General features: G+C 60.8%; 26 protein-coding genes and 1 tRNA gene. 11 read left to right on the top strand and 16 right to left on the bottom strand.

Going from position 1 to position 21,515, the window contains the following annotated elements:
* Positions 1-113: 113 nt before the first annotated feature.
* A complete protein-coding gene (locus tag ACYQ14_RS07950; protein ID WP_459886824.1) occupies positions 114-740 on the top strand; it encodes a DsbA family oxidoreductase in 627 nt (208 codons plus the stop codon).
* A 29-nt stretch (positions 741-769) separates the two neighbouring features.
* Here the strand turns inward: ACYQ14_RS07950 and ACYQ14_RS07945 are convergent, their stop codons facing one another.
* A complete protein-coding gene (locus tag ACYQ14_RS07945) occupies positions 770-1,612 on the bottom strand; it encodes an NAD(+)/NADH kinase (protein ID WP_459886822.1) in 843 nt (280 codons plus the stop codon).
* A 172-nt stretch (positions 1,613-1,784) separates the two neighbouring features.
* Here ACYQ14_RS07945 and ACYQ14_RS07940 point away from each other — a divergent pair, with 172 nt between their 5' ends.
* From ACYQ14_RS07940 to ACYQ14_RS07930, 3 genes are all read left to right on the top strand, one after another.
* Positions 1,785-2,030, top strand: coding sequence for an amphi-Trp domain-containing protein (locus ACYQ14_RS07940; protein ID WP_283834896.1), 246 nt, complete (start codon positions 1,785-1,787; stop codon positions 2,028-2,030).
* Positions 2,031-2,136: 106 nt separating this feature from the next.
* Positions 2,137-2,565: a universal stress protein gene (locus tag ACYQ14_RS07935; protein ID WP_459886819.1), complete on the top strand. Its 429-nt coding sequence runs from the start codon at positions 2,137-2,139 to the stop codon at positions 2,563-2,565.
* A 94-nt stretch (positions 2,566-2,659) separates the two neighbouring features.
* Positions 2,660-3,964, top strand: a complete 1,305-nt coding sequence (locus ACYQ14_RS07930) for a YrzE family protein (RefSeq protein WP_459886816.1) — start codon at positions 2,660-2,662, stop codon at positions 3,962-3,964.
* A gap of 198 nt (positions 3,965-4,162) precedes the next feature.
* Here the strand turns inward: ACYQ14_RS07930 and ACYQ14_RS07925 are convergent, their stop codons facing one another.
* Positions 4,163-4,816, bottom strand: coding sequence for an HVO_0476 family zinc finger protein (locus tag ACYQ14_RS07925; protein ID WP_459886813.1), 654 nt, complete (start codon positions 4,814-4,816; stop codon positions 4,163-4,165).
* A 57-nt stretch (positions 4,817-4,873) separates the two neighbouring features.
* Positions 4,874-5,830, bottom strand: a complete 957-nt coding sequence (locus ACYQ14_RS07920) for an aminopeptidase (protein WP_459886810.1) — start codon at positions 5,828-5,830, stop codon at positions 4,874-4,876.
* A gap of 192 nt (positions 5,831-6,022) precedes the next feature.
* Between ACYQ14_RS07920 and ACYQ14_RS07915 the strand changes: the two genes are divergently transcribed.
* Together ACYQ14_RS07915 and ACYQ14_RS07910 are read left to right on the top strand one after the other, a co-directional pair.
* On the top strand, positions 6,023-7,036 hold the full coding sequence (locus ACYQ14_RS07915; RefSeq protein WP_283834891.1) for a type II glyceraldehyde-3-phosphate dehydrogenase: 1,014 nt from the start codon (positions 6,023-6,025) through the stop codon (positions 7,034-7,036).
* A gap of 71 nt (positions 7,037-7,107) precedes the next feature.
* The gene (locus tag ACYQ14_RS07910) at positions 7,108-7,503 is read left to right on the top strand and encodes an Hsp20/alpha crystallin family protein (protein ID WP_283834890.1); all 396 of its coding nucleotides are present in this window, start codon (positions 7,108-7,110) and stop codon (positions 7,501-7,503) included.
* Positions 7,504-7,583: 80 nt separating this feature from the next.
* Here ACYQ14_RS07910 and ACYQ14_RS07905 read toward each other — a convergent pair whose 3' ends face one another.
* From ACYQ14_RS07905 to ACYQ14_RS07895, 3 genes are all read right to left on the bottom strand, one after another.
* Positions 7,584-8,471: an ATP-grasp domain-containing protein gene (locus ACYQ14_RS07905; protein ID WP_459886807.1), complete on the bottom strand. Its 888-nt coding sequence runs from the start codon at positions 8,469-8,471 to the stop codon at positions 7,584-7,586.
* Between the two features lie 151 nt (positions 8,472-8,622).
* Positions 8,623-9,153 (bottom strand): 50S ribosomal protein L16, encoded by a 531-nt coding sequence (locus tag ACYQ14_RS07900; protein WP_283834888.1) that lies wholly within the window; start codon positions 9,151-9,153, stop codon positions 8,623-8,625.
* A 269-nt stretch (positions 9,154-9,422) separates the two neighbouring features.
* The gene (locus ACYQ14_RS07895) at positions 9,423-9,659 is read right to left on the bottom strand and encodes a MarR family transcriptional regulator (RefSeq protein ID WP_283834887.1); all 237 of its coding nucleotides are present in this window, start codon (positions 9,657-9,659) and stop codon (positions 9,423-9,425) included.
* 453 nt (positions 9,660-10,112) lie between these two features.
* On the opposite strand from ACYQ14_RS07895, the gene ACYQ14_RS07890 reads away from it, so the two are divergent.
* A complete protein-coding gene (locus ACYQ14_RS07890) occupies positions 10,113-11,399 on the top strand; it encodes a site-2 protease family protein (RefSeq protein WP_459886802.1) in 1,287 nt (428 codons plus the stop codon).
* On the opposite strand, the gene ACYQ14_RS07885 is transcribed toward ACYQ14_RS07890, so the two are convergent.
* On the bottom strand, positions 11,308-12,078 hold the full coding sequence (locus ACYQ14_RS07885) for a hypothetical protein (protein WP_459886800.1): 771 nt from the start codon (positions 12,076-12,078) through the stop codon (positions 11,308-11,310). The two genes, ACYQ14_RS07890 and ACYQ14_RS07885, sit on opposite strands and share 92 nt — an antisense overlap.
* A gap of 315 nt (positions 12,079-12,393) precedes the next feature.
* On the opposite strand from ACYQ14_RS07885, the gene ACYQ14_RS07880 reads away from it, so the two are divergent.
* On the top strand, positions 12,394-13,743 hold the full coding sequence (locus tag ACYQ14_RS07880) for an MFS transporter (protein ID WP_459886795.1): 1,350 nt from the start codon (positions 12,394-12,396) through the stop codon (positions 13,741-13,743).
* A 308-nt stretch (positions 13,744-14,051) separates the two neighbouring features.
* On the opposite strand, the gene ACYQ14_RS07875 is transcribed toward ACYQ14_RS07880, so the two are convergent.
* Positions 14,052-14,124, bottom strand: a tRNA-His gene (locus tag ACYQ14_RS07875).
* Positions 14,125-14,265: 141 nt separating this feature from the next.
* On the opposite strand from ACYQ14_RS07875, the gene ACYQ14_RS07870 reads away from it, so the two are divergent.
* Positions 14,266-14,721: a DUF5814 domain-containing protein gene (locus tag ACYQ14_RS07870; protein ID WP_459886792.1), complete on the top strand. Its 456-nt coding sequence runs from the start codon at positions 14,266-14,268 to the stop codon at positions 14,719-14,721.
* 29 nt (positions 14,722-14,750) lie between these two features.
* Here the strand turns inward: ACYQ14_RS07870 and ACYQ14_RS07865 are convergent, their stop codons facing one another.
* From ACYQ14_RS07865 to ACYQ14_RS07855, 3 genes are all read right to left on the bottom strand, one after another.
* Complete coding sequence (locus ACYQ14_RS07865; RefSeq protein ID WP_459886789.1) at positions 14,751-15,158, bottom strand: DUF8146 domain-containing protein; 408 nt, start codon at positions 15,156-15,158, stop codon at positions 14,751-14,753.
* Between the two features lie 138 nt (positions 15,159-15,296).
* Positions 15,297-15,923 carry an RPA family protein gene (locus ACYQ14_RS07860; protein WP_459886786.1) on the bottom strand — a complete coding sequence of 209 codons (627 nt, stop codon included), beginning with the start codon at positions 15,921-15,923 and terminating at the stop codon, positions 15,297-15,299.
* A gap of 1 nt (position 15,924) precedes the next feature.
* A complete protein-coding gene (locus tag ACYQ14_RS07855) occupies positions 15,925-16,854 on the bottom strand; it encodes a replication factor A (RefSeq protein ID WP_459886783.1) in 930 nt (309 codons plus the stop codon).
* A 265-nt stretch (positions 16,855-17,119) separates the two neighbouring features.
* Here ACYQ14_RS07855 and ACYQ14_RS07850 point away from each other — a divergent pair, with 265 nt between their 5' ends.
* The gene (locus tag ACYQ14_RS07850; protein WP_459886780.1) at positions 17,120-17,431 is read left to right on the top strand and encodes a DUF7091 family protein; all 312 of its coding nucleotides are present in this window, start codon (positions 17,120-17,122) and stop codon (positions 17,429-17,431) included.
* 70 nt (positions 17,432-17,501) lie between these two features.
* Here ACYQ14_RS07850 and ACYQ14_RS07845 read toward each other — a convergent pair whose 3' ends face one another.
* The 3 genes from ACYQ14_RS07845 to ACYQ14_RS07835 all read right to left on the bottom strand — a co-directional run bounded on the left by ACYQ14_RS07845 (position 17,502) and on the right by ACYQ14_RS07835 (position 19,926).
* On the bottom strand, positions 17,502-18,689 hold the full coding sequence (locus tag ACYQ14_RS07845) for an MFS transporter (protein ID WP_459886778.1): 1,188 nt from the start codon (positions 18,687-18,689) through the stop codon (positions 17,502-17,504).
* A 129-nt stretch (positions 18,690-18,818) separates the two neighbouring features.
* Positions 18,819-19,055 (bottom strand): CDGSH iron-sulfur domain-containing protein, encoded by a 237-nt coding sequence (locus ACYQ14_RS07840; protein ID WP_459886775.1) that lies wholly within the window; start codon positions 19,053-19,055, stop codon positions 18,819-18,821.
* Positions 19,056-19,131: 76 nt separating this feature from the next.
* Complete coding sequence (locus tag ACYQ14_RS07835) at positions 19,132-19,926, bottom strand: YqcI/YcgG family protein (RefSeq protein ID WP_459886772.1); 795 nt, start codon at positions 19,924-19,926, stop codon at positions 19,132-19,134.
* Positions 19,927-20,078: 152 nt separating this feature from the next.
* Between ACYQ14_RS07835 and ACYQ14_RS07830 the strand changes: the two genes are divergently transcribed.
* Positions 20,079-20,369: an AN1-type zinc finger domain-containing protein gene (locus ACYQ14_RS07830; protein WP_459886769.1), complete on the top strand. Its 291-nt coding sequence runs from the start codon at positions 20,079-20,081 to the stop codon at positions 20,367-20,369.
* Between the two features lie 17 nt (positions 20,370-20,386).
* Here the strand turns inward: ACYQ14_RS07830 and ACYQ14_RS07825 are convergent, their stop codons facing one another.
* Both ACYQ14_RS07825 and ACYQ14_RS07820 read right to left on the bottom strand, forming a co-directional pair.
* On the bottom strand, positions 20,387-20,851 hold the full coding sequence (locus tag ACYQ14_RS07825; RefSeq protein ID WP_459886766.1) for an MOSC domain-containing protein: 465 nt from the start codon (positions 20,849-20,851) through the stop codon (positions 20,387-20,389).
* A 69-nt stretch (positions 20,852-20,920) separates the two neighbouring features.
* Positions 20,921-21,478 (bottom strand): DUF7978 family protein, encoded by a 558-nt coding sequence (locus ACYQ14_RS07820; protein WP_459886763.1) that lies wholly within the window; start codon positions 21,476-21,478, stop codon positions 20,921-20,923.
* Between the last annotated feature and the right edge of the window lie 37 nt (positions 21,479-21,515).

Genomic DNA, 21,515 nt, shown 5'->3' with positions numbered 1-21,515 from the left:
GTTCCTGGCCGACAGACCATTGAGTTGTTCTCCCGCTCGAGAGAGCACGCCCTCACAACCGAAGCGGGTTCCGGGAGCTATCGACTTTTCCGTGGCGGGCCGTTACCACGGGTATGTCCGACACCGCGGATCGATTGACCGTCTACTCTGATTACGTCTGCCCGTTCTGTTACCTCGGGAAGGCCTCGCTCGAGCGGTATCGCGAGCGCCGCGAGGACCCACTCGAGATCCAGTGGCATCCGTTCGACCTCCGCCGGGGCAAACGCAACCCCAACGGCTCGATCGATCGCTCGGCCGACGACGGGAAAGACGACGCCTACTTCGAACAGGCCAAACAGAACGTTCGGCGACTGCAGGACGAGTACGACGTCGAGATGGCACAGGAACTCGCAATCGAAGTCGACTCGTTGCCGGCACAGATGGCGTCGTGGTACGTCCAGGACGAGTATCCCGAGCAGTGGGAGGCGTTCGATCGGGCCGTCTTCGACGCGCTCTGGAAGCACGAACGCGACATCGGCGACGTAACCGTTCTCGCGGACCTTGCAGAAGATGTCGACCTCCCTCCCGACGAAATTCGTGCCGCGGTCGACGACGATGAGCTACGGGCAGAACTCGAGGATCGGTTCGATCAAGCGTCACGACAACGGATCACCGGCGTGCCGACGTTCGTCGCCGACGGAAACGCGGCGAGCGGTGCATTGTCGCCCGAGCACCTCGCCCAGCTCGTCGAAGAAACGTAGCTATCCTTTCAGATTCCCGATGCCCCCTGCTATCCAAGCTTCTCGAGGGCTTCGAAGAAGTTCACGGGCGGGCCCGCGAGCGTCACCGGATCGTCGGCGGTGGTCACCGTAACCGTTGTCGGCGGCTCGAGTCGTTGTCTGTTGCGGCCGTCGCTGATCGCGTAGGCCGTCTCGGCGTCGCGAACGGTGAGCGTGAGTTCGCTCGTGTTGTCGATCACCAGCGGCGGCATCGGTTCGGTTGCGGCCATCTGGGTGACGACGAGGGCGCCGACCGACGGCCGAACCAGCGGCCCACCCTCGCTCAGGTTGTACGCCGTCGATCCCGTCGGGGTCGCGACGAGGACGCCGTCGGCGTGGCTTCGGGCGTACTGCTGGCCGTCGACGCGAATATCGATCGTCGCCCCGCCGCCGCTCCCTCGTTTCGGGCCGTGAACCACCACTTCGTTGAGCGCCGGCTCGAGCGTCCACCCTTCGCCGCTGGCGCGGAGCCGTTTCACGTCTCGGCCGCTGACCGATCCCGTCTTCCGGCGCTCGGCGACGAGGGATGTGACCGCTTCGACCGCGTTCTCCGGGGGCACGGCGTTGAGAAAGCCGACTTCGCCCAGGTTGACCCCGACGATGGGCGCGTCGCTGGCCTCGCGGGCGACGAACAGGAGCGTTCCGTCGCCGCCGATGCTGACGACCAGATCGAACGCGTTCATCTCCGCGACTGCCACGCAGTCTTCGCCGATCGTCTGTCCAGTTTCGTCGTCGACGACGACGCGGACGTCGTCGCTCTCGAGGGCCTCCACAAGTTGCGCCGCGAGTGACTGCGCTCGGTCGTTGTCTCGCTGGGCGACGATCCCGACCGCGACTTCGTCCTCGACCTCCATTGTAGCCGGCTATCCGCCCTGTGGTCAAAAACCCACTCGTTCCGCCTCGAGTCACAGACGACGTACGGGACACGCGACGGTGTGTCACGTCGGACACTTTGCGAGATCGTAATCAGTTGTTAGTGGCCTGTTCGCGGTCCATACTTTTGCAGGCTCCGTCTGATGACGGGACATGGCTCAACGAACGACAGCCGACGAGACGATGCCACGGCAAGAAATTGGAGCGTATCTTACCAAACTCGCCGAGGAGTTCGAACAGGGAAGCGAAGACGTCGCCGTCAGCGTCGGAAACAAGACGGTCACGCTTCATCCGCCCGAAGACGTCTCCGTCTCGATCGACGTCGTCGAACAATCGTCGATGATTCGCGGCCAGCGAGAGACCGTCGACATTCAGCTCAGCTGGAAGCCGGAACGCTGAGGCGACCGTTTCGACCCTGTCGTCGATCGTCCCAACCGGCTGAGGAACCCATCCCAGCAAACCGGATGGAGAAGTTCTTTTTCCTCCCGCCCTAGAGAGTCACCTGATGTACGAGACGATCCTCTTTCCTACCGACGGAAGCGCTCACAGTGCGACCGTCGCCGAACACGCCGTCGACGTCGCCCAAACGCGCAACGCCGCGCTTCACGTCTTCTCGGTCGTCGACGATCGAGCCTTTCTGGTCCTCGATGACGACCGGGTCGAGGGTGTGCGCACGGATCTCGAGGAGAACGCGCTCGAGGCGATCGATCGAGCGGCGACGCTGGCGACCGAGCGCGGTCTCGAGACCGAAACGGCTCTCGAAACCGGCCACCCCGCCGAGTGCATTCTCGAGTACGCAGACGAGCACGATACCGATCTCATCGTGATGGGGACCAGCGGCGACGACTACGAGAACAACGTCGTCGGGAGCGTCTCCCAGCGCGTCGTCCGGTCGGCGTCCACCCCCGTGCTGACAGTCGGTCCGAACGTCTGACTGCTGGTCCATCTGTCCGTTTGATCACATCTGGGCGGTCTGCTGACACGACCGACGAGTACATTGATGTGTGCCGACGCCAAACGCAGGATAGATGCGTCGTTCGCTCGTTATCGGAATCGTACTGCTCGCTGTCGCGTTTCTGTTCCTCGGCGGTCCGTCGCTGTTGTTCTCTCCTTCGACTAGCGATATCGCTCCCGAGGAGGAAGACCAGCCGCGACCCGAGGTCCACTCCTTCGAGGACGCAGACAGCGGTATCTGGCCGTACTTGAGTTCCAGAGAACACCACGATAAACGAAGTCCGCTCAATATCATCGTTCGCGGCGACAGCGAGGACGTCGTTCAGTTGCTAACCGAAGAGTCCGACGGCGACTGGGAAGAGATAGACGAAGACGAGATGGCTGCCGAGGACGAGCCCTATGCGTTCCTCGAGAACGATCACCACCACGCCACGGGGACCGAGTGGGGCGAGGCCGTAGGGACGACTCGCTACGCCTGGGTCGACCCCGGGCCGGGCGAAGACCCACACTGGACGACCGAGACGCTCCAGCTCGACGACGGCGATTACTACGGCGAGCGAATGCACATTCGGCTCTACGAGGCTCCCAACAGCGACGACGAGTGGGTGGCCATGCAGGCCCACACCGAACACTTCGACTGGTTCACGCTCCGCCACCGCGTCGACGGCGTCGAACGCGCACAACTCGAGATCGAATCCGAGTTCATGGAACTACCCGGCGTCGATAGTCAGGAGGACGTTCAGCGAATCAATCTCGACAACTCCGGTCCGTCGGACGCCGACGGCTGGACGACCGTCGTCGATCTGTTCGGGATGGTGCTCGTTCCGTTTGCCCTTGGCCTCGCCAGTCAGCAACGCGTTCGCGAGCGGACGCCCAACCGTATCGACGAACGTCTGACCGACGTCGACCGTCGCCGGCTCGCGGCCGCGTACGATCGGATCGAAGCCGGTCACCTCGTCCTCTCGATGAGCATCCTCGCGATGTTCCTCGGCGTTCGGATCGGCGGCATCGCCTTAGAGCGAACCATCGACGCGCTCACAATGCACATGATCGCCGCAATGCTCTATCCCGTCATCGCCGTCGGCATCCCCGTCGTGACGTACTTGGTTGCACACGGACTCACTCGCCGACTCGACGCCGCGGTCGCCGCCTCGGGATCGTTGATCCTGGCGATCTGGCTCGATTACGGGCTGATGAGCGTCGACTCGCTGCCCGTCGACGTCGTCGCCCAGCGAATGCTGGTCGTCGTCGCGCTGGGACTGATCGCGGGCGGCGCGGCCAAACGCGCGACTCGAGAATCGTGGCTGAACGATCTGCTCGTCGCCGGCGTCGCCATGTGGGTACTGGTGTTAGGCGGGACGCTATTTGGCTACTTCTGAACCCTCGAGAAGGCGTTTGCTCCTCGAGGATCGTTCCCGCTCGAGCACTCTGCTGGCGCTCAAACGCTTTCGCCACTCGAAAAGTACCTTTTCGTACCGGCCGTGTTCACCGAACCGCTCCGTAGTCGCCTGACCGACACAGCAAAAGTCGTCGGGACGCTGGAAGTCCCACGTGCCAGTGGGACGGCCTCCTCGACCCTACCAGGCGGACCAGGCGGTCGTCGTCTCGTCGTAGGCGTAGACGCGCTTTGCGTCCTTCGCGAGGACCATGTCTCCGTCGAGTTCGTTGCGGTCGCGCTGGTAGCCGCTGGCGTCGCTCCGGACGACGAAGGCGTCGATTTCGAACTCGTTGTCGCCGAACGTCTCGACTTCGCCGACTTCGAACTCGTAATCGCCGGGGACGTGGACGGTGATGCTTTCACTGTCGTCGTGAGAGCCGTCCTGCGGGTGAACCGTTATATCGACCGAAACGTTGTCCACCTCCCGCGTCCAGACGGTTTCGACGTCTTTCGCATCCGCGGCTTCTCGGCGGCGTTGCTCGCCGATTTCGATGCTCGTCACGCGAACCGTCGAGAGAACCTCCTCGGTCTCGAGGATGAACTCGTCGCCGGTCTCGATGGTCTCGTCCTCGGGGGTCGTGACGTTCGCGGTGAAGGACTCGCCGTCCTGCGAGACGACGACGTCGAGGGTGACTTCGCGTTCCGGTTCGGGCTGGATCTTGTGAACGTGGCCACACTCTCCACAGCGGACGGTGATGCTGCCACCGCCCGGCGAGAGGACCTCGTGGACCGTCTCGAGTTCCGGAGAACACGAGGGGCAGGCCGTCGGGAGTCGATCGGGAATATCGCTCATAGCCCGGTGTAAGGGCCAGCGACCTAAAAGGTGCGTGAACCTGATCGTGGCTCTTCGCTAGCGTGATCCGCCCGTGGGAAGCGTGACCTCCTCACCGTCGGCGTACACCGTCGGCTCGCGGAGGATGCCGTCCAGATGAATCGGCGCGTCGACGTCGCCACCGATGCCCGCATCGTCGCCGATGGCGATGTGGACCGTGCCGCCGGCCTTCTCGTCGAGCAACACGGAGCCGACCAGTTCGGTGACGGCGACGTTCGTTCCGATGCCGAGTTCCGCCAGGTTGTACGCCGCGTCTCCGACTTCCTCGGCGGCGGTTTCGACCGTGTCCCGTATCTCGTCGTCAGAAATCTCCGTCACGAGGCCGTCTTCGACCTCGAACGTGAGCGTCTCTCCATCCTCGAGCAGTCCGTGGGGCATCATCGTGCCGTCGACGACGAACGTGCCGTCGGCCGTTTCGGGGCTGACGAACACTTCGCCGGCGGGTAAGTTTGACATTTCGCCCGGTTCGTGGACGATGCCGGTGTCCGAGAGGAACTCCCGGTCGCCAATTCCGAACGTAATGTCGGTTCCGGCGTCGGTCGTCACTCGAACCTCCTCGGCGTCGTCGACCTGCTCGCGGACGGCTTCGCAGTGATCGGCGATGGAGTCGTAGTCGGCGTCCAGACCGACCGTGAACACGTCCTCGGTGATCCCCGGTAGCGTCGCGACTCGAGCGCCGGCATCGTTCGCGTCGGTGCGCGCTCGGGTGTGGCTCAGACTCTTCGTCGTCGGGGCCAACACGACATCTGCCGCCGCCATCGCTGCCGAAACGGGCTCGGGCGGTTCCGATCCGTGGGTGTCTCCCGGCGGGTACCGGACGACCGCCACGTCGTCGGTCCGCTCACGTGCGGCCTCATAGAGCGCGTTCCCGATCGGCTCGCGCTTTTCGTCGGTAACGATCGCACAGGACTCTTCGGCCTGCACGTCGAGACATTGTCGAATCGCCGTTTCCGCGGGTCCTCGAAGATCGGACATACCCGTGGGTGGGACCAGTACGCCGAAAGGTCTTGCTCTCTCGGCGTTCGCGGCGGTGGACATTCGAATACTGGTAGCGCCGATTCGAGCGCGATACGGGAACGTGATAGCTCGAGTAAAAACTCTCTCCCGAGTAAAAACCGGCGGAGAAGGCTCGAAACGGTTATCCGATTCGGCAGTGGAGTCGGGTACATGATACAGGTCGCGATCAACGGCTACGGGACGATCGGCAAACGCGTCGCGGACGCCGTTCGGGAACAGCCCGACATGGAGGTACTCGGCGTCGCCAAGACGCGCCCGAACTTCGAGGCCGAGACCGCGCTCGAGAAGGGCTACCCGCTCTACGCCGCGATCGAGGAACGGGCCGACCAGTTCGCCGAGGCAGGACTCGAGATCGCCGGCCCGGTCGAGAACCTCGTCGAGAAAGCGGACGTCGTCGTCGATGCGACGCCGTCGGGGATCGGTGCCGAAAACAAGGCGCTCTACGAGGAGTACGACACGCCCGCGCTCTATCAGGGCGGTGAGGATGCCGAAATCGCAGATGTAAGCTTCAATGCGCGCTCGAACTTTTCCAACGCCGTCGACGCGGACCACGTCCGAGTCGTCTCCTGTAACACGACGGGACTTTCGCGAGTCATCGCTCCGCTTCGAGAGGCCTACGGCGTCGAGAAGGTCCGCGCAACGCTGGTCAGACGCGGCGGCGATCCCGGCCAGACAACTCGAGGCCCGATCAACGATATCCTCCCGAACCCGGTCACGATTCCGTCCCACCACGGACCCGATGTCGAGACGATCTTTCCGGATCTCGACATCGACACGCTCGGCATGAAGGTCCCGGCGACGCTGATGCACATGCACAGTTTGAACCTCACGCTCGAGTCGGACGTCGAGGCGGCCGAGGTCCGCGAACTGCTCGCCGACGAATCACGCCTGTTTCTCATTCCCGAGACGATGTCGATCGACGGCAGCGGCAAGTTAAAAGAGTACGCACACGACGTCGGGCGACCGCGCGGAGACCTCTGGGAGAACTGCATCTGGGAGGAATCCATCTCGACTGTCGGCCGAGATTGCTACCTCTTCCAGGGAATTCACCAGGAATCGGACGTCGTCCCCGAAAACGTCGACGCGATCCGTGCGGTACTCGGCGCGAGCGACGCCGAGGACAGCATCGCGACGACGAACGAGCAGATGGGTATCGGTTTCTAACTCGATCTCAAGCGTTCGGAACGATTCGGACCGACAGAAAGTTTTTGCCACGTGCCCTACTAGAGTGTTCCATGCGCCGAGATGATCGCGACGAACCCTTCGATGACCTCTTTCGTGAGATTGAGCGAATGATGAACGAAATGATGAACGGTGCGGATGTCGATTTCGAATCCTCTAGTTCCGTCGACAACGGCTTTGGATCGGATACCCACGTCGACATTCACGAAACCGACGACGAACTCCGCGTTATCGCCGACCTCCCGGGTGTCGAAAAGGAAAACATCGATCTCGAGTGTGACGGCAAGTCACTCACGATATCCGCACAGAGCCAGCACCGACAGTACGACGAACGCGTCTCGCTTTCACAGCCCGTCAACGAACACACCGCCGAGGCGACGTACAACAACGGTATCCTCGAGGTCGTCTTCGAATCGGCCGAGAAGTCATCGGATATTAGCCTCGAATAACCACCGTCACGAAGCCGATCACCCTCGCGTTCCGTTCGGATCGATTTCGCTCGCCGTCGAACCAGTCGCCGGACTCTCGTTTAGAGCTTTTCCGTATTGTTGCTCGCCCGCGAGCGTATCGCCTCGGCGAGTCGATCGTAAAATCCCGCTTCGTATTTTGTTTCGTCGTCGATCGTCGGGCGCGCGTTCGTTTCGTTGACGACGACGCGGTCACCGCTTGCGAGCAGGTCGACACCGAGAAACGGAATCTCGAGCGTTCGGGCGACCGACTCGGCGAGTTCCCGAAGCGACTCCGGGAGATCGACGCCGGTCGCCGTCGCTCCGCGATGGACGTTGTGCTTCCACTGACCGTGTGCAATGGCGTTCTCGGGGAGCGTCCGCTCGACCGCCCCGACGCACTCGCCCTCGAGAATCATGACCCGGTAGTCGACCGCTTCGGGAAGATACTCCTGGACGAGAAACGACTGGTCGCCGGTTGCTCGATAATCGTGGACCAGCGAGAGGTAATCGCAGATTCCGAGAAACGAATCGAGGTCGTGAGCTTTTGCGACGCCGGCCCCCCGCGTCGTCGAGTTCGGCTTGACGACCACCGGCGGTTCGAATCGCTCGAAGACCGACGCGAGTTCTGACTCGCCGACTTCGTTCGAGACGTACACCGAATCCGGAACGGGGATATCGGCTCGCTCGAGCCTGGCCAATACCTCCCCTTTGTTTCGCGATGTCAACACGCTCGAGTGGTCGTTTAGCCACGGGATCTCCAACAGCGCATCCGCGACGCCGCCTTCCATCAGTCGGCCGGGATAGACGAACCCCACGTCGTACTCGTCTGCAGACCACGGGGCGTCGGCTCCGATCGGTACCGTCCGCTCGCGGACGGGCACGTGGTGCGCTCGAATTCCCCGTTCCTCGAGCGGATCACCCATCCGCTGGAACGTCTCCTGATTGTTCGCGACCGCGAGGTCGATCATACTCGGGTATGAGGCGGCGAGACAAAAAACAGTAGAGTATTTGTCGTCGTCGTTCGGAGTGGGCCGACGAACACCGGGTCCCGCCTGGCCGACACACGGAAACTGGAGCCGTCGCTCTCCGTTGTCGAGTCGAAACGCGAAAATTCGGGCGTTACGCGATCAGTTCTTCCTCGCCACGCTCGACGACGACGCGACATGGTGGCGAGATCTTGTTGTAGGAGCGTCGAAGCGCGTCCTTTGCGAACTCGGCGTCCTCGACGTCACACCAGATCGTGAAGATGCGTTCGCCCTGCTGGATTCGGGCTGCCGTTCCGACGATTTTGCCGAACGACTGGCGCATTCCGTCGGAAACACGGTCTGCACCGGCACCGGTTGCCTGCTTGTTCTCCCGGATGACGTGGTGGGGGAACTTGCGCAGAATCATCTTGTACTGGTGCTCGCCGGCGCTTTTCAGCATGTGGCGGTTCGCCGACAGTCGAGAGGCCTCGAGCGATCCGTGGCGGATCTGGCACTCCTCTTCGGTGATCAGGCTGATCTGAACCGGATACTCTTCGGGATCGGCTGCGACGTCTCCCATCTTGTGCTGTGCGACCTTCGAACCCGGAATACCAGTAATATACTCCCGGCGCGTGTAGGCCGGTTTACTGATCTCCCGGTACATAGAGGCGGGTTTCTCTGACATGGCTGTAGTTACTTACAAAAACGGAGTGCTACCGTGCGGATAAAGGCTTCGAAGCCGTCGCCGTCGCAGTGTGGGCTGTTCACATTGTTAGACGCCCCAACTTCCCGTCGCCGAACGGTTTCGCACAAACTGTGTCGGTCGATAGAGCTCCGAGTGTCTTCTTCGAGCATACTCGAATTACGGTGTGCTCGAGTCGGTGAGTCTGGTTATGGAACCTGGAAAACGGCTCTACTCGTCGGGGAAGGTCTTGACTCGAGACGAAGCGAGACTCAGTTGCTGGGGATGTATTCGTCGTCGACTTTTTCGACCAGTCCCTGAGTCGAAAGGGAGTTCATCACGCTCAGCGTCGCCATTTTCTTCATGGACAGCGTTTCACTGAGTTCTCCGACCGTCGCGCCGCCGGTCGTTTCGAGGTACAGGTACACGAGCTTTGCCTGCGACGAGTTGAGTTCGGTTGGGAGCGGGGTTCGGTCGGCGTTCGTCGTGGTGGTGAGCTGGGCTTTCATCAGTATGGAAACATCATCCACGAACTCTGGTATAAATCTATGGTGGTGTGGATATATACTGGATAATAAATAATGATGTGGTTATATGTATTGGTGGGAAATGACATAGATACAGAACGAAGACATTCTCGGGAGGAAGTGAGTAATACTCGTGTACTGGACGTTCTCCGTACGTATTTACTACTCGTCTGTAAGCCTCTCTCGTTTGCCGTGGCCTCGAGGTACTGAATGGAACATGGTATAAACTCAAAGAAACTCCCCTGGCAATGTGCTTCGTTCTGCATGCGATTACTCGATCGGTATCGCAAAAACCCGTAGAACTATATAGAAATCTACACACTTTATTTCAACACGTAACCTTCGAGTATATGTCGAGGAGTTTCGTATCGACGATGAACCACAAACCCGTCAACCGTCGGCGTGTTTAAGGGTCTTCCACCGATATAAGAGGGTATGTGGAAGAGTTTCCGGATCGGATCGCTGTTTGGCATTCCTATCAAGCTCGATCTGACGTTTTTGTTGGTCCTTCCCCTGTTTGCGTATCTAATCGGGTTCCAGATCGAACTGGTCGCAGATCTCCTGAACGATATGCTCGGCGCGGGAATCGATACTGCGACGATAACGAGCGGGATGATGCCGTGGATACTCGGTTTCGCAGCGGCCATCGGGCTATTCGTCGGTGTCGTCTTGCACGAACTCGGGCACTCGCTTACCGCACAGCGGTACGGATTTCCCATCGATTCGATTACGCTCTGGTTGTTGGGTGGGATCGCCGCCCTCTCGGAAATGCCCGAAGATTGGAAACAGGAACTCAACATCGCTATCGCGGGCCCCATCGTCTCTATTCTGGTCGGTGTCGGGTCCTACGCCCTCTTTCTCCTCACACCGGAGACCCTGGACGGCGCTCGGTTCGTCTTCGGGTACCTCGCGGTCCTCAACATCGCGCTCGCCGCATTCAATATGCTCCCGGCGTTTCCGATGGACGGCGGTCGAGTTCTTCGGGCCCTGCTCGCCCGGAGCAAACCGTACGCGAAAGCGACTCAGCAGGCTGCGACGGTCGGAAAATTCTTCGCGCTTATGATGGGGCTCTTCGGACTGATTCCGCCGTTTAACCCGATTCTCATCGGTGTTGCGTTTTTCATCTACATCGCCGCCTCGGGCGAATCCCAGCAGGTAACGATGAAAGCCGCGTTTCAGGACGTCACGGTTAGCGACATTATGACGCCCGCTCGAGACCTTCACACGGTCGATCCCGATACCAGCGTCGAGGAGCTCATTCAGCGGATGTTTTCCGAACGTCACACGGGATATCCGGTGCTCGATAACGGCTATCTCGTCGGCCTCGTCACCCTTTCGGACGCACAGGAGGTCAAGCCCGTCGAACGCGACGCGTTTACCGTTTCGGACGTGATGACGACCGACCTCCAGACGATCACGGCCGACTCCGACGCGATGACCGCACTCGAGCGGATGCAGTCGGAACGAATCGGCCGCTTGCTCGTCGTCGAAGGACGAGAATCTCGATCGATGAATCGACCGGAAGATTCGATCCACGAGGAGAGCGTCTACGATGACGACGGGTTCGACGATACCGTTCTCGACGAGGCGAGAACCGACGAGATTGACGAAGACGGCGACCTCGTCGGACTCATCTCGAGAACCGATATGATGACCGCACTGGACATCGTCCAGAAAAGCGGCGAAGTGAACCGCTCGCCACAATCGCCGGTTTCGGATTGAACTCACTCGATCGGAAATCGCAGGAGCGCTCCGACGCCGTCGAACGCGTCGGCGAACCGCTCTCCGCCGGGAAGTCGTCGAGGATGACCACGGTTTCGCCGCCCTGATCCACCGCTCGGTCGCCGAACGTCTGGAGTCGCTGTCCGTCCACCGCCGTCGAAAGGAGTACCATTTCGACCGCGTCGTACTCGAGGGTGTCGTCGACCTCGTCGACCCCGTAGGCGACGCCGTCCCCGTCCGCTCGAATCTCGTCGAAAAACGACTCGAGCGCGTCCCGAGCCGCCTGCCGGTAGACGGCGAGTCCGTTTTCCGGTAGTTCGTCGTACTCGTTGAGCAATCGTTTGGCTTCCTCGAGAGCTTCGACGAGCGGTTTCGGAAACGACCGCTCGTCGAGTTGTGTCGCTTCGGCGTAGTCGGTTTCGATGGACTGTCGTGCTTCGCCGATCGATCCGTCGGGCGGGACGGTAAGCGTAACGAGTACGTCCCGGTCCGCTTCGGCTGCTGCCAGTCTATCGCGTCGCTCGTGGAATTCGTAATTTCGAGTGACATAGTGATGTCCCGATCGGTGAGGATCTCTTCTCGAAGTTCGACCGGAAGACTGGTCAGGGGCCTGCTGGCGTTCGCAACCGCTGTTTAGGGATTGGGCGTTCGAATTTTCATTATCGGTACCAAATAGCACGGATGACTGTGGACACTCGTCCGATCAAACACCTCTCACAGAACTATTACAACCTTATATTGTCACCATCCATTTTCAGACTGGCGGAACCACTTCTGTGCACGGAAAAAGTTTGTAAAATGTAAACGATCATCGTTTAGTACTTTCGTGTGTTTTCCGTTTCCATGAATCAGTACGTAGGTTTGAACCGAACCGTCGAAACTGGTGGTGCTCTGTGACCGTGGCTCTCGCAACGGCGTTCTCTCGAGCGGCGTCGAACCGAGGACCACATCGATCGGATCGACGTGAACGTTCCGTCGCACCTACTGACGACGAATGAGCGAGCAAGTACAGCAGGAGTCGACTGTCGGCGGTTCGGACATTCGCGGTAGTCCTCGACAGGCGGTCGCGGTTTCGACGTTCGGGTATTTCGTCGGATTCGCCGGCGTCGTCGTCTACGGGCCGGTCGCAACCGAGTTCGAGGAAGTGCTCGGACTTTCGGGACTGTTGCTCGGATTGCTCGTCGCCGCACCGCAGTTAACCGGTTCGCTGCTTCGAATCCCCTTCGGCGCGTGGGTCGAGGACGTCGGTGCGAAGAAGCCGTTCGCCATCCTTCTTGGGTTGTCCGTCATTGGAATGGGCGGATTGCTGGTGATTCTCCTGACGGCGTATCCGGACGGCCTGACAATGATGCACTATCCGCTTATTTTCTTCTTCGGGTCGTTGAGCGGCTGTGGAATCGCGGCGTTCTCCGTCGGGATCGTCGACACCTCCTACTGGTACAAGGCTGATCGCCGCGGGACGATGCTCGCGGTATTCGCGGGACTCGGAACCACTTCACCGGGTCTGTTCACCATCGTTTCTCCGTTCGCCCTGCTCGCGTTCGGGCTGACGGGAACCTACGCCGCGTGGTTCGCTTTCCTCCTCGTCGGCACGATCGTCTTCGTGATCTTCGCCGTCGACGCGCCGTACTTCCAGTACCGTAAGCAGGGGCTCGACGAGGACGAAGCGAAGTCGCGCGCCGAGGAGGCCGGACAGGAACTGTTTCCCAGCGGCGACGCGATGGCGTCGATCCGCAAAGCGGCGACCATCCGCCGGTCGTGGATGCTCACGTCGCTGTTTTTCGTCTCGTTCGGCGGCTACCTCGCGCTGACGGTCTGGTACCCCTCCTACTGGGCGAACCTCCACGGGTTCGACGTCCAGACGGCGGGAGTCATTACCGCGCTCACCTTCACGCTCCTCTCGGCGCTCTTTCGCGCCGGTGGCGGTGCTCTCAGCGATAGGTGCGGCGGTGAAGAAACCACCATCGCGAGTTTCGGCGTCATCTCGCTCTCGACGCTCGTCCTCGTCGTCACTCGCGACCCGATCACCGCGATCATCGCTACGATCGTACTCGGCGCGGGCCTCGGAATCGCCAGCGCCGCGATCTACCAGCTCCTGCCGAAGTATGTTCCCGAAGCGGTCGGCGGCGCGTCCGGACTCGTCGGCGGCATCGGCGGTTTCGGCGGGTTCGTCGTCCCGCCGATACTCGGCCTCTTCGTCGACGTACAGGGCGTCTCGGGCTATGCGACCGGATTCGTCATCTACCTCATCCTCGGTGTCGCTGGCATCGGCCTCGCCAGCATGCTCTACCGGACGCGATCGACCACCGTAGGCTCGAGAACGCCCGTTCCCGCCGACGACTGATAGTCGTCACCTTCGCTCTCAGTCCACCTTTTATTGCAATTGCTCGAGACGGAACTCGATCGAGAGTCTTGAGAACTGCACGAGTTTCGGCGTTTTCACTCCTCCGTATTGTCGTCGCGAAAAGGTCCAGGTGCGAGAATTGAACCACGGTCGTTTCACTCCCTGATTCAATTCTCGATCAGCCGTTCCGCTCCTCCGTATTGTCGTCGCGAAAAGGTCCAGGTGCGAGAATTGAACCACGGTCGTTTCACTCCCTGATTCAATTCTCGATCAGCCGTTCCGCTCCTCCGTATTGTCGTCGCGAAAAGGTCCAGGTGCGAGAATTGAACCCGCGTCTCAGCCTCCACAAGGCTGAAGGATAGTCCACTACCCCAACCCGGACACGCGTGCACTTCTATGTAATCGCGGAGTACCTGAAATACGTTACGCTCTAGGGGACGCCGTGTCAGTGAGTAGCGCCCTCTCGAGCGAACCCGCTTCCGAGCCGTTTTTGGCGCTCGCTCGCGTATCGTCGACCAACGCGTGGCCATCACCGACAAAATCTACGTCAAGAATCACCGCCAGTTGAGCTCCCAGCTCGAGACGAACATCCCGAAAGGAGCGTTCAAGGGAGCGACACTCGACATGCTCTTTCAGGGAAAAGGCCTCGAGAAGCTAGACGACGCGACGAGAGAGCGGGTGCTCGATTTCGCGGGCGACTTTCTGGACTGTAACTGCGACAACAACCCATACTGTGGCTGTCCGGAGCGGAAGTTCATCCGATACCTGCTCGAATTGCGCGCGCAGGGACTGGGCCCCGACGCCATCGTCGACGTGATGAGCGACGACTACATGGTCTATGCCTACTCCGGCGACGTCCTCTCCTTTCTCGACAACGGGATCCGAACGCTCGAGGCCGCCGAAGGACTCGCTCGAGTTGACGGCCACGGCGAAAAACGAGACGAGATTCGGCGAGTCAAAGACGATCTGGCGCGATAAACTGGTTCGACAACTGACGAGAGAGGCGGTTACCGCAGCGGATACTGCTCGTCGTCCTCGTCGAGGTCGTCGAGCAACAACACCTCGTCTTCTTCCCCTTCGAGGCGACTCCGAAGCTCGGAGACGTACGATTTGTGCTCCTCGAGTTGCTCCCGGAGGTGTTCGGCCTCGAGCTCTAAGCGTTCGTGTTCGCGGACGAAGCTCTTGGGAACCTCGACGGTCGGCGGATAGGTCGGTTCGTCGCCGTCGTCGCTCTTCCGGCTGGCGAGTTCCGACTCGGGAACGACCTCGACCTGTCCGTCGTGTTCGACCAGCAAATCGACGTAATCGCGAAACACGGCGGACAACGAGATGTCGCGCTCTTCGGCGATATCCTGTAGCGCTTTGAACGCGTCCTCGTTCACCCGGAACGAGATCGTCTTGTTCTTGTTGCCCATTGGTACCGTTTCTGTCTTCGATTCACTTAACGATTTGTCAGACACGCTCGGCGTGGTAACTGCCAGTTATAGGTGGGTAGAGCTCCTCTCGGTGGAGAACGCACAAAAATATGTGTAACCGTGTCGGTAGCGGCCGATTCAGGCCGGCGTCTCGAGATCCTCGAGACTCTCTAGGGCCTGGATCACGTCCCGTCGATAGTTCTCGACCGGCGAGTCATACCGTTCGCGGGCCATCTGGGCGTACTCGTTGCCGGGCGCCGTCGAACCGCTCTCGGGGGCCTCCTGTTCGGCTTCCCACTCCTCGAAGGCCTCGATTCGCTCGACGGTCCGTTCGGCGGTTTCGACGACCCAGCGGTTGCGGATCGCGTCGTCGACGATCGAGATCGATTCGGGCCGAACGGAGACGTTGACGCTCCCGTCTTCGGTCTCGTACGTTCGGGGCTTGCCGACGATCGCCACGTAGGCCGGCGGCTCCGTGTCCCGGAGGACCGCGGCGGCTTCTGGCTGGTACTGGCCGGCGTAGACGAAAAAGGTCCCCGTCGGATCAACGACGCGGCCGCGCCAGTACTCGCTCTCGTCGCCGACGTCTTCGGTTTCGGTGAGCGTGCCGACGATGAACGCGCGGTTCGCGCGGTCTCCCGTCGGGAGCAACGCGTAGTTGGGCGCGCGTTCGTCATCGCTTTCTTTGAAGGTGTACGTCGAGTCGTTGAATTCGGAGGCGAAGACGCGACGCGCGACTTCGCGGGTGAGTTCTGCCTGAGACATGTTACATCGACCTCGCTTTGATCAGCAGCTGTTCGGCATCGACCGGTCCGTCGAGTTCCTCGACATCGTCCGCAAGAACGTATCGGCCGAAGGTCGGCCCCTCGATGCGGTAGTACGTCCCGATGATCTTCTCGCGGATTTCGTCGGCGACCACCGTCGTGTCGAGGGCGTCCATCGCCATCTCCTTGCCCTCCTCGAGGCTGATCCCGGTCAGCGATTCGGTCGCCTCGGCGTCGAAAATGACCTCGTGGGCGTCGATGCCGTCGTCGACGACGCCTTTGATGCGGAGGTCGAACTCGCCTTCGACCTCGCCGTGTTCGTTACAGCGGCCGTTCTGGAGGACCCGCGTACAGTCTTCTTTCGGACAGCGCTTGATTAGGCCACTGCCGCTTTGCATGTCGACGAGCGCGCCTTCGATTTCGGAGGTATCGTCGCCGACCTCGATGTCGTCCTCGAGTTCCTCGACGACGGTCGTGCTGTTGAGTTTGACCGAGTACCGGCCCTGGTACTCGTCGGTGACGACGTTTCTGAGTTCGTAGACGCCGCCTTCCTCGAGTGCCGGGAGGTCGGATTTCGCCCACTTGGTGAACTTGATCGTTCCCGTCGGATCGCCGAGCAGGCCCACCTGGGCGACGGAGTCGCTTCGGGGGTCCCAGAGCTCGATGACCTTTGCGGTGATGTCGACCCACTGCTCTTCTTCGTCGATGTCCTCGACGTTGACGGCCTCACTGCCGCCACTGGAGATATCTTCGCGCTCGAGGCCCGCCTCCTCGAGGTAGTGGTTCGTGACGCTCCGACGGCCTTCGTCGATCGGGACTTTGTACTCGTCGACGAGGGTCGTCAGGCGCTCCTCGACGTCGTCGACCGTGACGTCGAGATGGTCTGAAAACTGGTCGTGTATGTCTTCGGCGTGTTGTCGTAGGTCGCTCATGGTTTCTCGCCTCCTCCTGTGTATCAATGGGAGGCATACCGCAGTTCGTGCCCAATACTATTTAAACTGCCGCCACCGGAGCGAAAGTGATCACTGAGGGTTGACCGGCGTCCAAGCGGCGTTTAGTCGCCCACCTGGGAGAGCACTCACCGTCCACGCTCGTATCCGCGGGATAGACCTATCGACCCGCCTATTGGCCGTCCCCGTTCCAACCATCCTCCGGCGACGAACCTATGTGGCCGGCTCTCGAACCATCATCGAAGCCATGCCAGACAGGCGACGCCTCGAGCGATTCGTTCGCACGACACTCCAGCAGGCGGGTGAGCAGTACGAAGGGTTGCGCCGATCGACCGACGAGCAACTCGAGGAGGCTCGCAAGGCCTACGAGGGGGCCAAACACGCCCGCGAACTGCCGACCGACGAGGCCGGTCGGGCGAAAATCGTCTGTCGGCGCTACGCCGAACAGCGGGCGGCGAAGCTAGACGACGAGTATCGCCCTGCGTGTTTCGATGCGGACCATCCGGACTGTGAAGGCTGTGTAGAGGACGTTCGTTCCGGGCGGATCGAGACCTGGTAGTCGACCGTTCTCGAGAATCTATCTATCTCTAGAGAGTTCAGTTCATTCGTGCGTCGGATCCTCCCCCCGCTCAGGAAGCCTGGGATCCGACGGCGACGGCCCAGATCGCCCCGATCAGCGCGACGACGGTGAGCAGGACGACTATCGTGTAGGAGCCGGTGTAGGCGACGGTCGCGGTTCCGATCGGCGGAACCGCGAGCGAGAACGTCCCGATCCCCACGTTAAAGATTCCGATGACTGCGGTGTCTTTGGTTCGACTGTACGTCTGCATCAACACGGGAATGTAAAGCGTCGCGGAGCCGCCAAGGCCGATTCCGAGGAAGAAAATCGCCACCACCATGGCCGCGGACTCGGGGACGAGCAACAGCGCCGCACCGATCGCTGCGCTGGCCAGCGACGCGAGGAACGTCCGTCTGAATCCCGCTTTGTCGGCGACGAACCCGCCCCCGATCCGCGAGATGATGCTGAATCCGCCCACGAACCCGAACGCGAGCGAGGCACCGGCAGCGGACAGCCCGCGATGCGTGAACAGATCGATCGCGTAGGCCGTGAGTAGTTGGTACCACGCGAAGGAAAGCCCCATTCCGACGAACAACAGTCGAAACGCTCGGGTTTTGGCCAATTCGCCCAGCCACTCGAGGATCTCTCCGGCCGAGGCGGTCGATCGGTCGGCCCACTCGGGCCGTCGACACGTGAGGCCAGCGACGAAGAACGCGGCCGCGGTGATCGACATGATGAGGAGAAACCCCTCTCGAGGGCCTCCGTAATCGATTGCGTACTGCCAGGCGGGAGGCAGGATGAACAGCCCGAGCCCGTTGCCGGTGAAAATGAGACCCGTCGCAGCGCCGCGGTATGACTCGAACCAGCGAGGAATGATCGACGCGAGCACGACGAACACCGTTCCGAGCGAGAGACCCACCAGGCCGAAGACGATGACCAGTCCAGCGTAGCCGTCGACGACGTACAGTGATGGAGCGACCAGTCCCGAAATTACGGCACAGACGAGCAGTATCGTGCGGGACGGAACGTGTGCGGCGAAGACGCCGACGACCCCGGCACCGATGTAGAACGTAAAGAGCATGATCGCGAAAACGGTCGAGAGCGCCACCGGGTCGATGCCGAACGTCTCGCTGAACGGCGTCAAGAACACGCCGTAGGAAAACGCCGTTCCGAACGTGAATATCATCGCTATCGCGCCGGTGAACGCCACGATCCAGCTTCGACGGCCATCGGGAGATTCACCAGCAGAGAGACTCACAACGGCATCATCCTCACCGAGGGTGAGAAAGTGTTCTGATATTCTCCGATAGCTACCCGTTCCCAGTCATAGCGTACCGATTTTCGAGATTCGGGTTCGTCGCCGGTCGGGATGCTCTTCGACCGGTTCCTACGCTGGGTCGTTGTCGCAGATGACCCGTTCGACCAGCTTTCGAGAGCCGTCGTCGTCGTAGACGTAGCACTCGTCCGCGGCTTCGTCTTCCGTCTGCCGGTGGCTTCCGTCGCAGAACGGAAACGAGTCCGAGAGCCCACACTGGCAGATCGCAACGTCGCCTTTTTCCTCGTCGATGTCGTCTGCGTCAAGTTTTCGCGGGCCGTTCGCCTCGAGTTCCACGAGTCGTGCCATTACTCTTGACTCGAGGGCGTATCACCGAAAGCGTAGCGGTGGGCTACCCTGACTCACGATGGCGGAGAAGCGGTCTTCAGTCGCCGATGACGAGGGGGCCTTTCGGGTGTTGTCGAGAGACGTTCATCGGGCAGGTGTCGGGTGCCTGTGAGTCGTCCGAGCTGAGCATGTACTGGGGCCACTCGCGGTCGCCCTCGACGCCCCAGTCGCCCAGATCGGCGTGGGGACAGACGCCGTCGTAGTCCTCGATCCGCTCCTGGATAACATCCCGCGCCCGCTGACCGGCCTCGGTGTCGGCGGTGATACCGTCGAACAGCGACCGTGGCTGAAACGTGATCTCGAGCCCGACTGGACAGTAGCGGCTCTTCCGGGTGTCGTAGAAGGGTGCGCGGCAGGTGGGAAACATCGGCTCGCCGCCGAAACAGAACTCCCAGTATTCGCCGTCGGGATCCGTCGGGATGTCCGCCGGCCACGGCTCTGGGTCGTGTGCGTGGAGCACCTGCAAAACGTGCCACAGCGCGTCGTGGTACTCCGACTCAGTCAGTTCTCGTTCGGGCGGTCGAAAGAACGTCACGAGCGAGGCCTGTTCGCTGTGGTCTTCGTACACCTCGAAGTACTCGAGGAGGGTTTTACCCAGTGAGAAGAGCGCCTCGCTGTCGGTCATCGACGAGACGCAGGTGTAGAGGGGCTGGCCCTTCTCGACGGATTCGACGCCGAAGTAACAGGGGAACGGACTCCCGTTTCGATCGCCCAGAATGCCGTCGGTAAAGCTCTCGAAGTGGGCGTTGACCCACTCGGGAGCGGCTCCCGACTCGACGCGCTGGGCGATCGTTTCCTGATCCATCAGCACCTCTACGCCGGACTCGTTCATATCCGCGACCTACAGACCGAATCGCTATGTGTTTTTCTCTTTCCCGAAGGATTCGGCGTTTGTACTACTCGAGTGTTCACTCTTTTAGACGATATGTTACCCGTTTCCGCCGAGCCGAACGATCGAAATAGGTGTACTGTTTATATCGACCCATGCCCGATTGCACCCGCTGTGGCGACGGGATGAATATGCCCTATTCGTGCAAGTACTGCGGCAGGGAGTTTTGTACAAGCCATCGCCGGCCGGAAGACCACGCCTGTCCGAATCTCAAGCGGGCACGCGCGCCGTCGACGGCGGACCGCTCAACGACAAACATCCGCCAGACAGCCGAACAGCTCGATGCCGAGACATCGATCTGGAAACGCATCTTCGCGTGGAAATGGACGATTTTCGTCGTAGTGGTCGTACTCGCCGTCGGAGCGCTGGCGATCGGCTTGCTGTAAATCGTTTCGGTCCTCACTTACGGGTCGACAGCAACGGCGCTTCCAACTTCGATAGTACCGCCCTCGAGTATTCGAGCCCGCAATCCGCCCCGGTGAACCAGCGCGTCGCGAACCCCTCGTTTCTCGAGGTGGCCCTCGAGGAACGAACACGGTTCGCAGAGTTCGACGCCCAGACAAACGACATCGCCGATACGAAACTCCTCGTTGACGAGGTGATTCAGGGCGACGCCCGTCGTCGTTACGTTCCGGCGATGTGCACCCTGTTCGATCGCGATATCGTAGTCGTCTTCGACGGCCTCGAGCGCTTCCCGCTCGATGAGCGTGAGGTCGCTGCCGTCGCGGTCGCCGAACGTTCCCTCGTCGTCGAAGTATCTGTCTCCCCTTATCCCTGCGTCCGCGACCGCTTCGACCCGTTCGCGGGACTCGATGGGGGCTCCCTGTTCGGCTGCGGTCCCGATCGAGACGACACGCCCTGAATCCATTGGGACAGTTTTCGACTCGAGAGCCCGTATTTCTCCCGGTTTTCGCTCTTGGCGTCGCTTTCGTCGCCGCTACCGTTGTGCCAGATAGCCGCCGATTGCACCGAACGCCAGCGGTAAGAGTATCCCGGCGAGGACGATTGCGGGCAGGGTTTCGGGTGCGAGCGTAACCGATCCGCCGAACAGTCCGCCCTCGGCGGTTTCTTCGAACAGGATCGTTCCGAGGAACGCGAGCGGAAGGTAGCCGACGACGATCGATGCGCCGAGTTTGGCCCCTCCTTCGTTCGCCTGGCGGGTCTCGAGGACGCGCGTCGCGAGAACGTACCCGCCGGCGACGAGAAGTACAATCGGAACCAGATTGAAGACGAGTTCCGGTATCTGCGTCGACTCTTCCGAGAGGATATTGAACGTCTCTGTGCCGTTGAGACCTGAGAGTTCCATATCGACGAACTGGGCGTTGTAGAACAGCAGGCCGATCATCTCGAACGTGCTTTCTTCCTCGCCGAGTTCGATCTCGCTATCGATCGTCGCGAGCACGAACGTCGCGATATATCCCACGACGAAGGTTCCAGCACCGACGATTGCACCCTGTTTGAGCGGTAATCCATCTACCTCATCTTGTACTGACATACGACTGGCAAGTCAGTAGACCTGTATAAAATTGTTG

The organism is Halostagnicola bangensis (genome assembly GCF_054653435.1).
The sequence above is the reverse complement of the archived record's forward strand: the minus strand, read 5'-3'. Positions and strand labels throughout refer to the sequence as shown.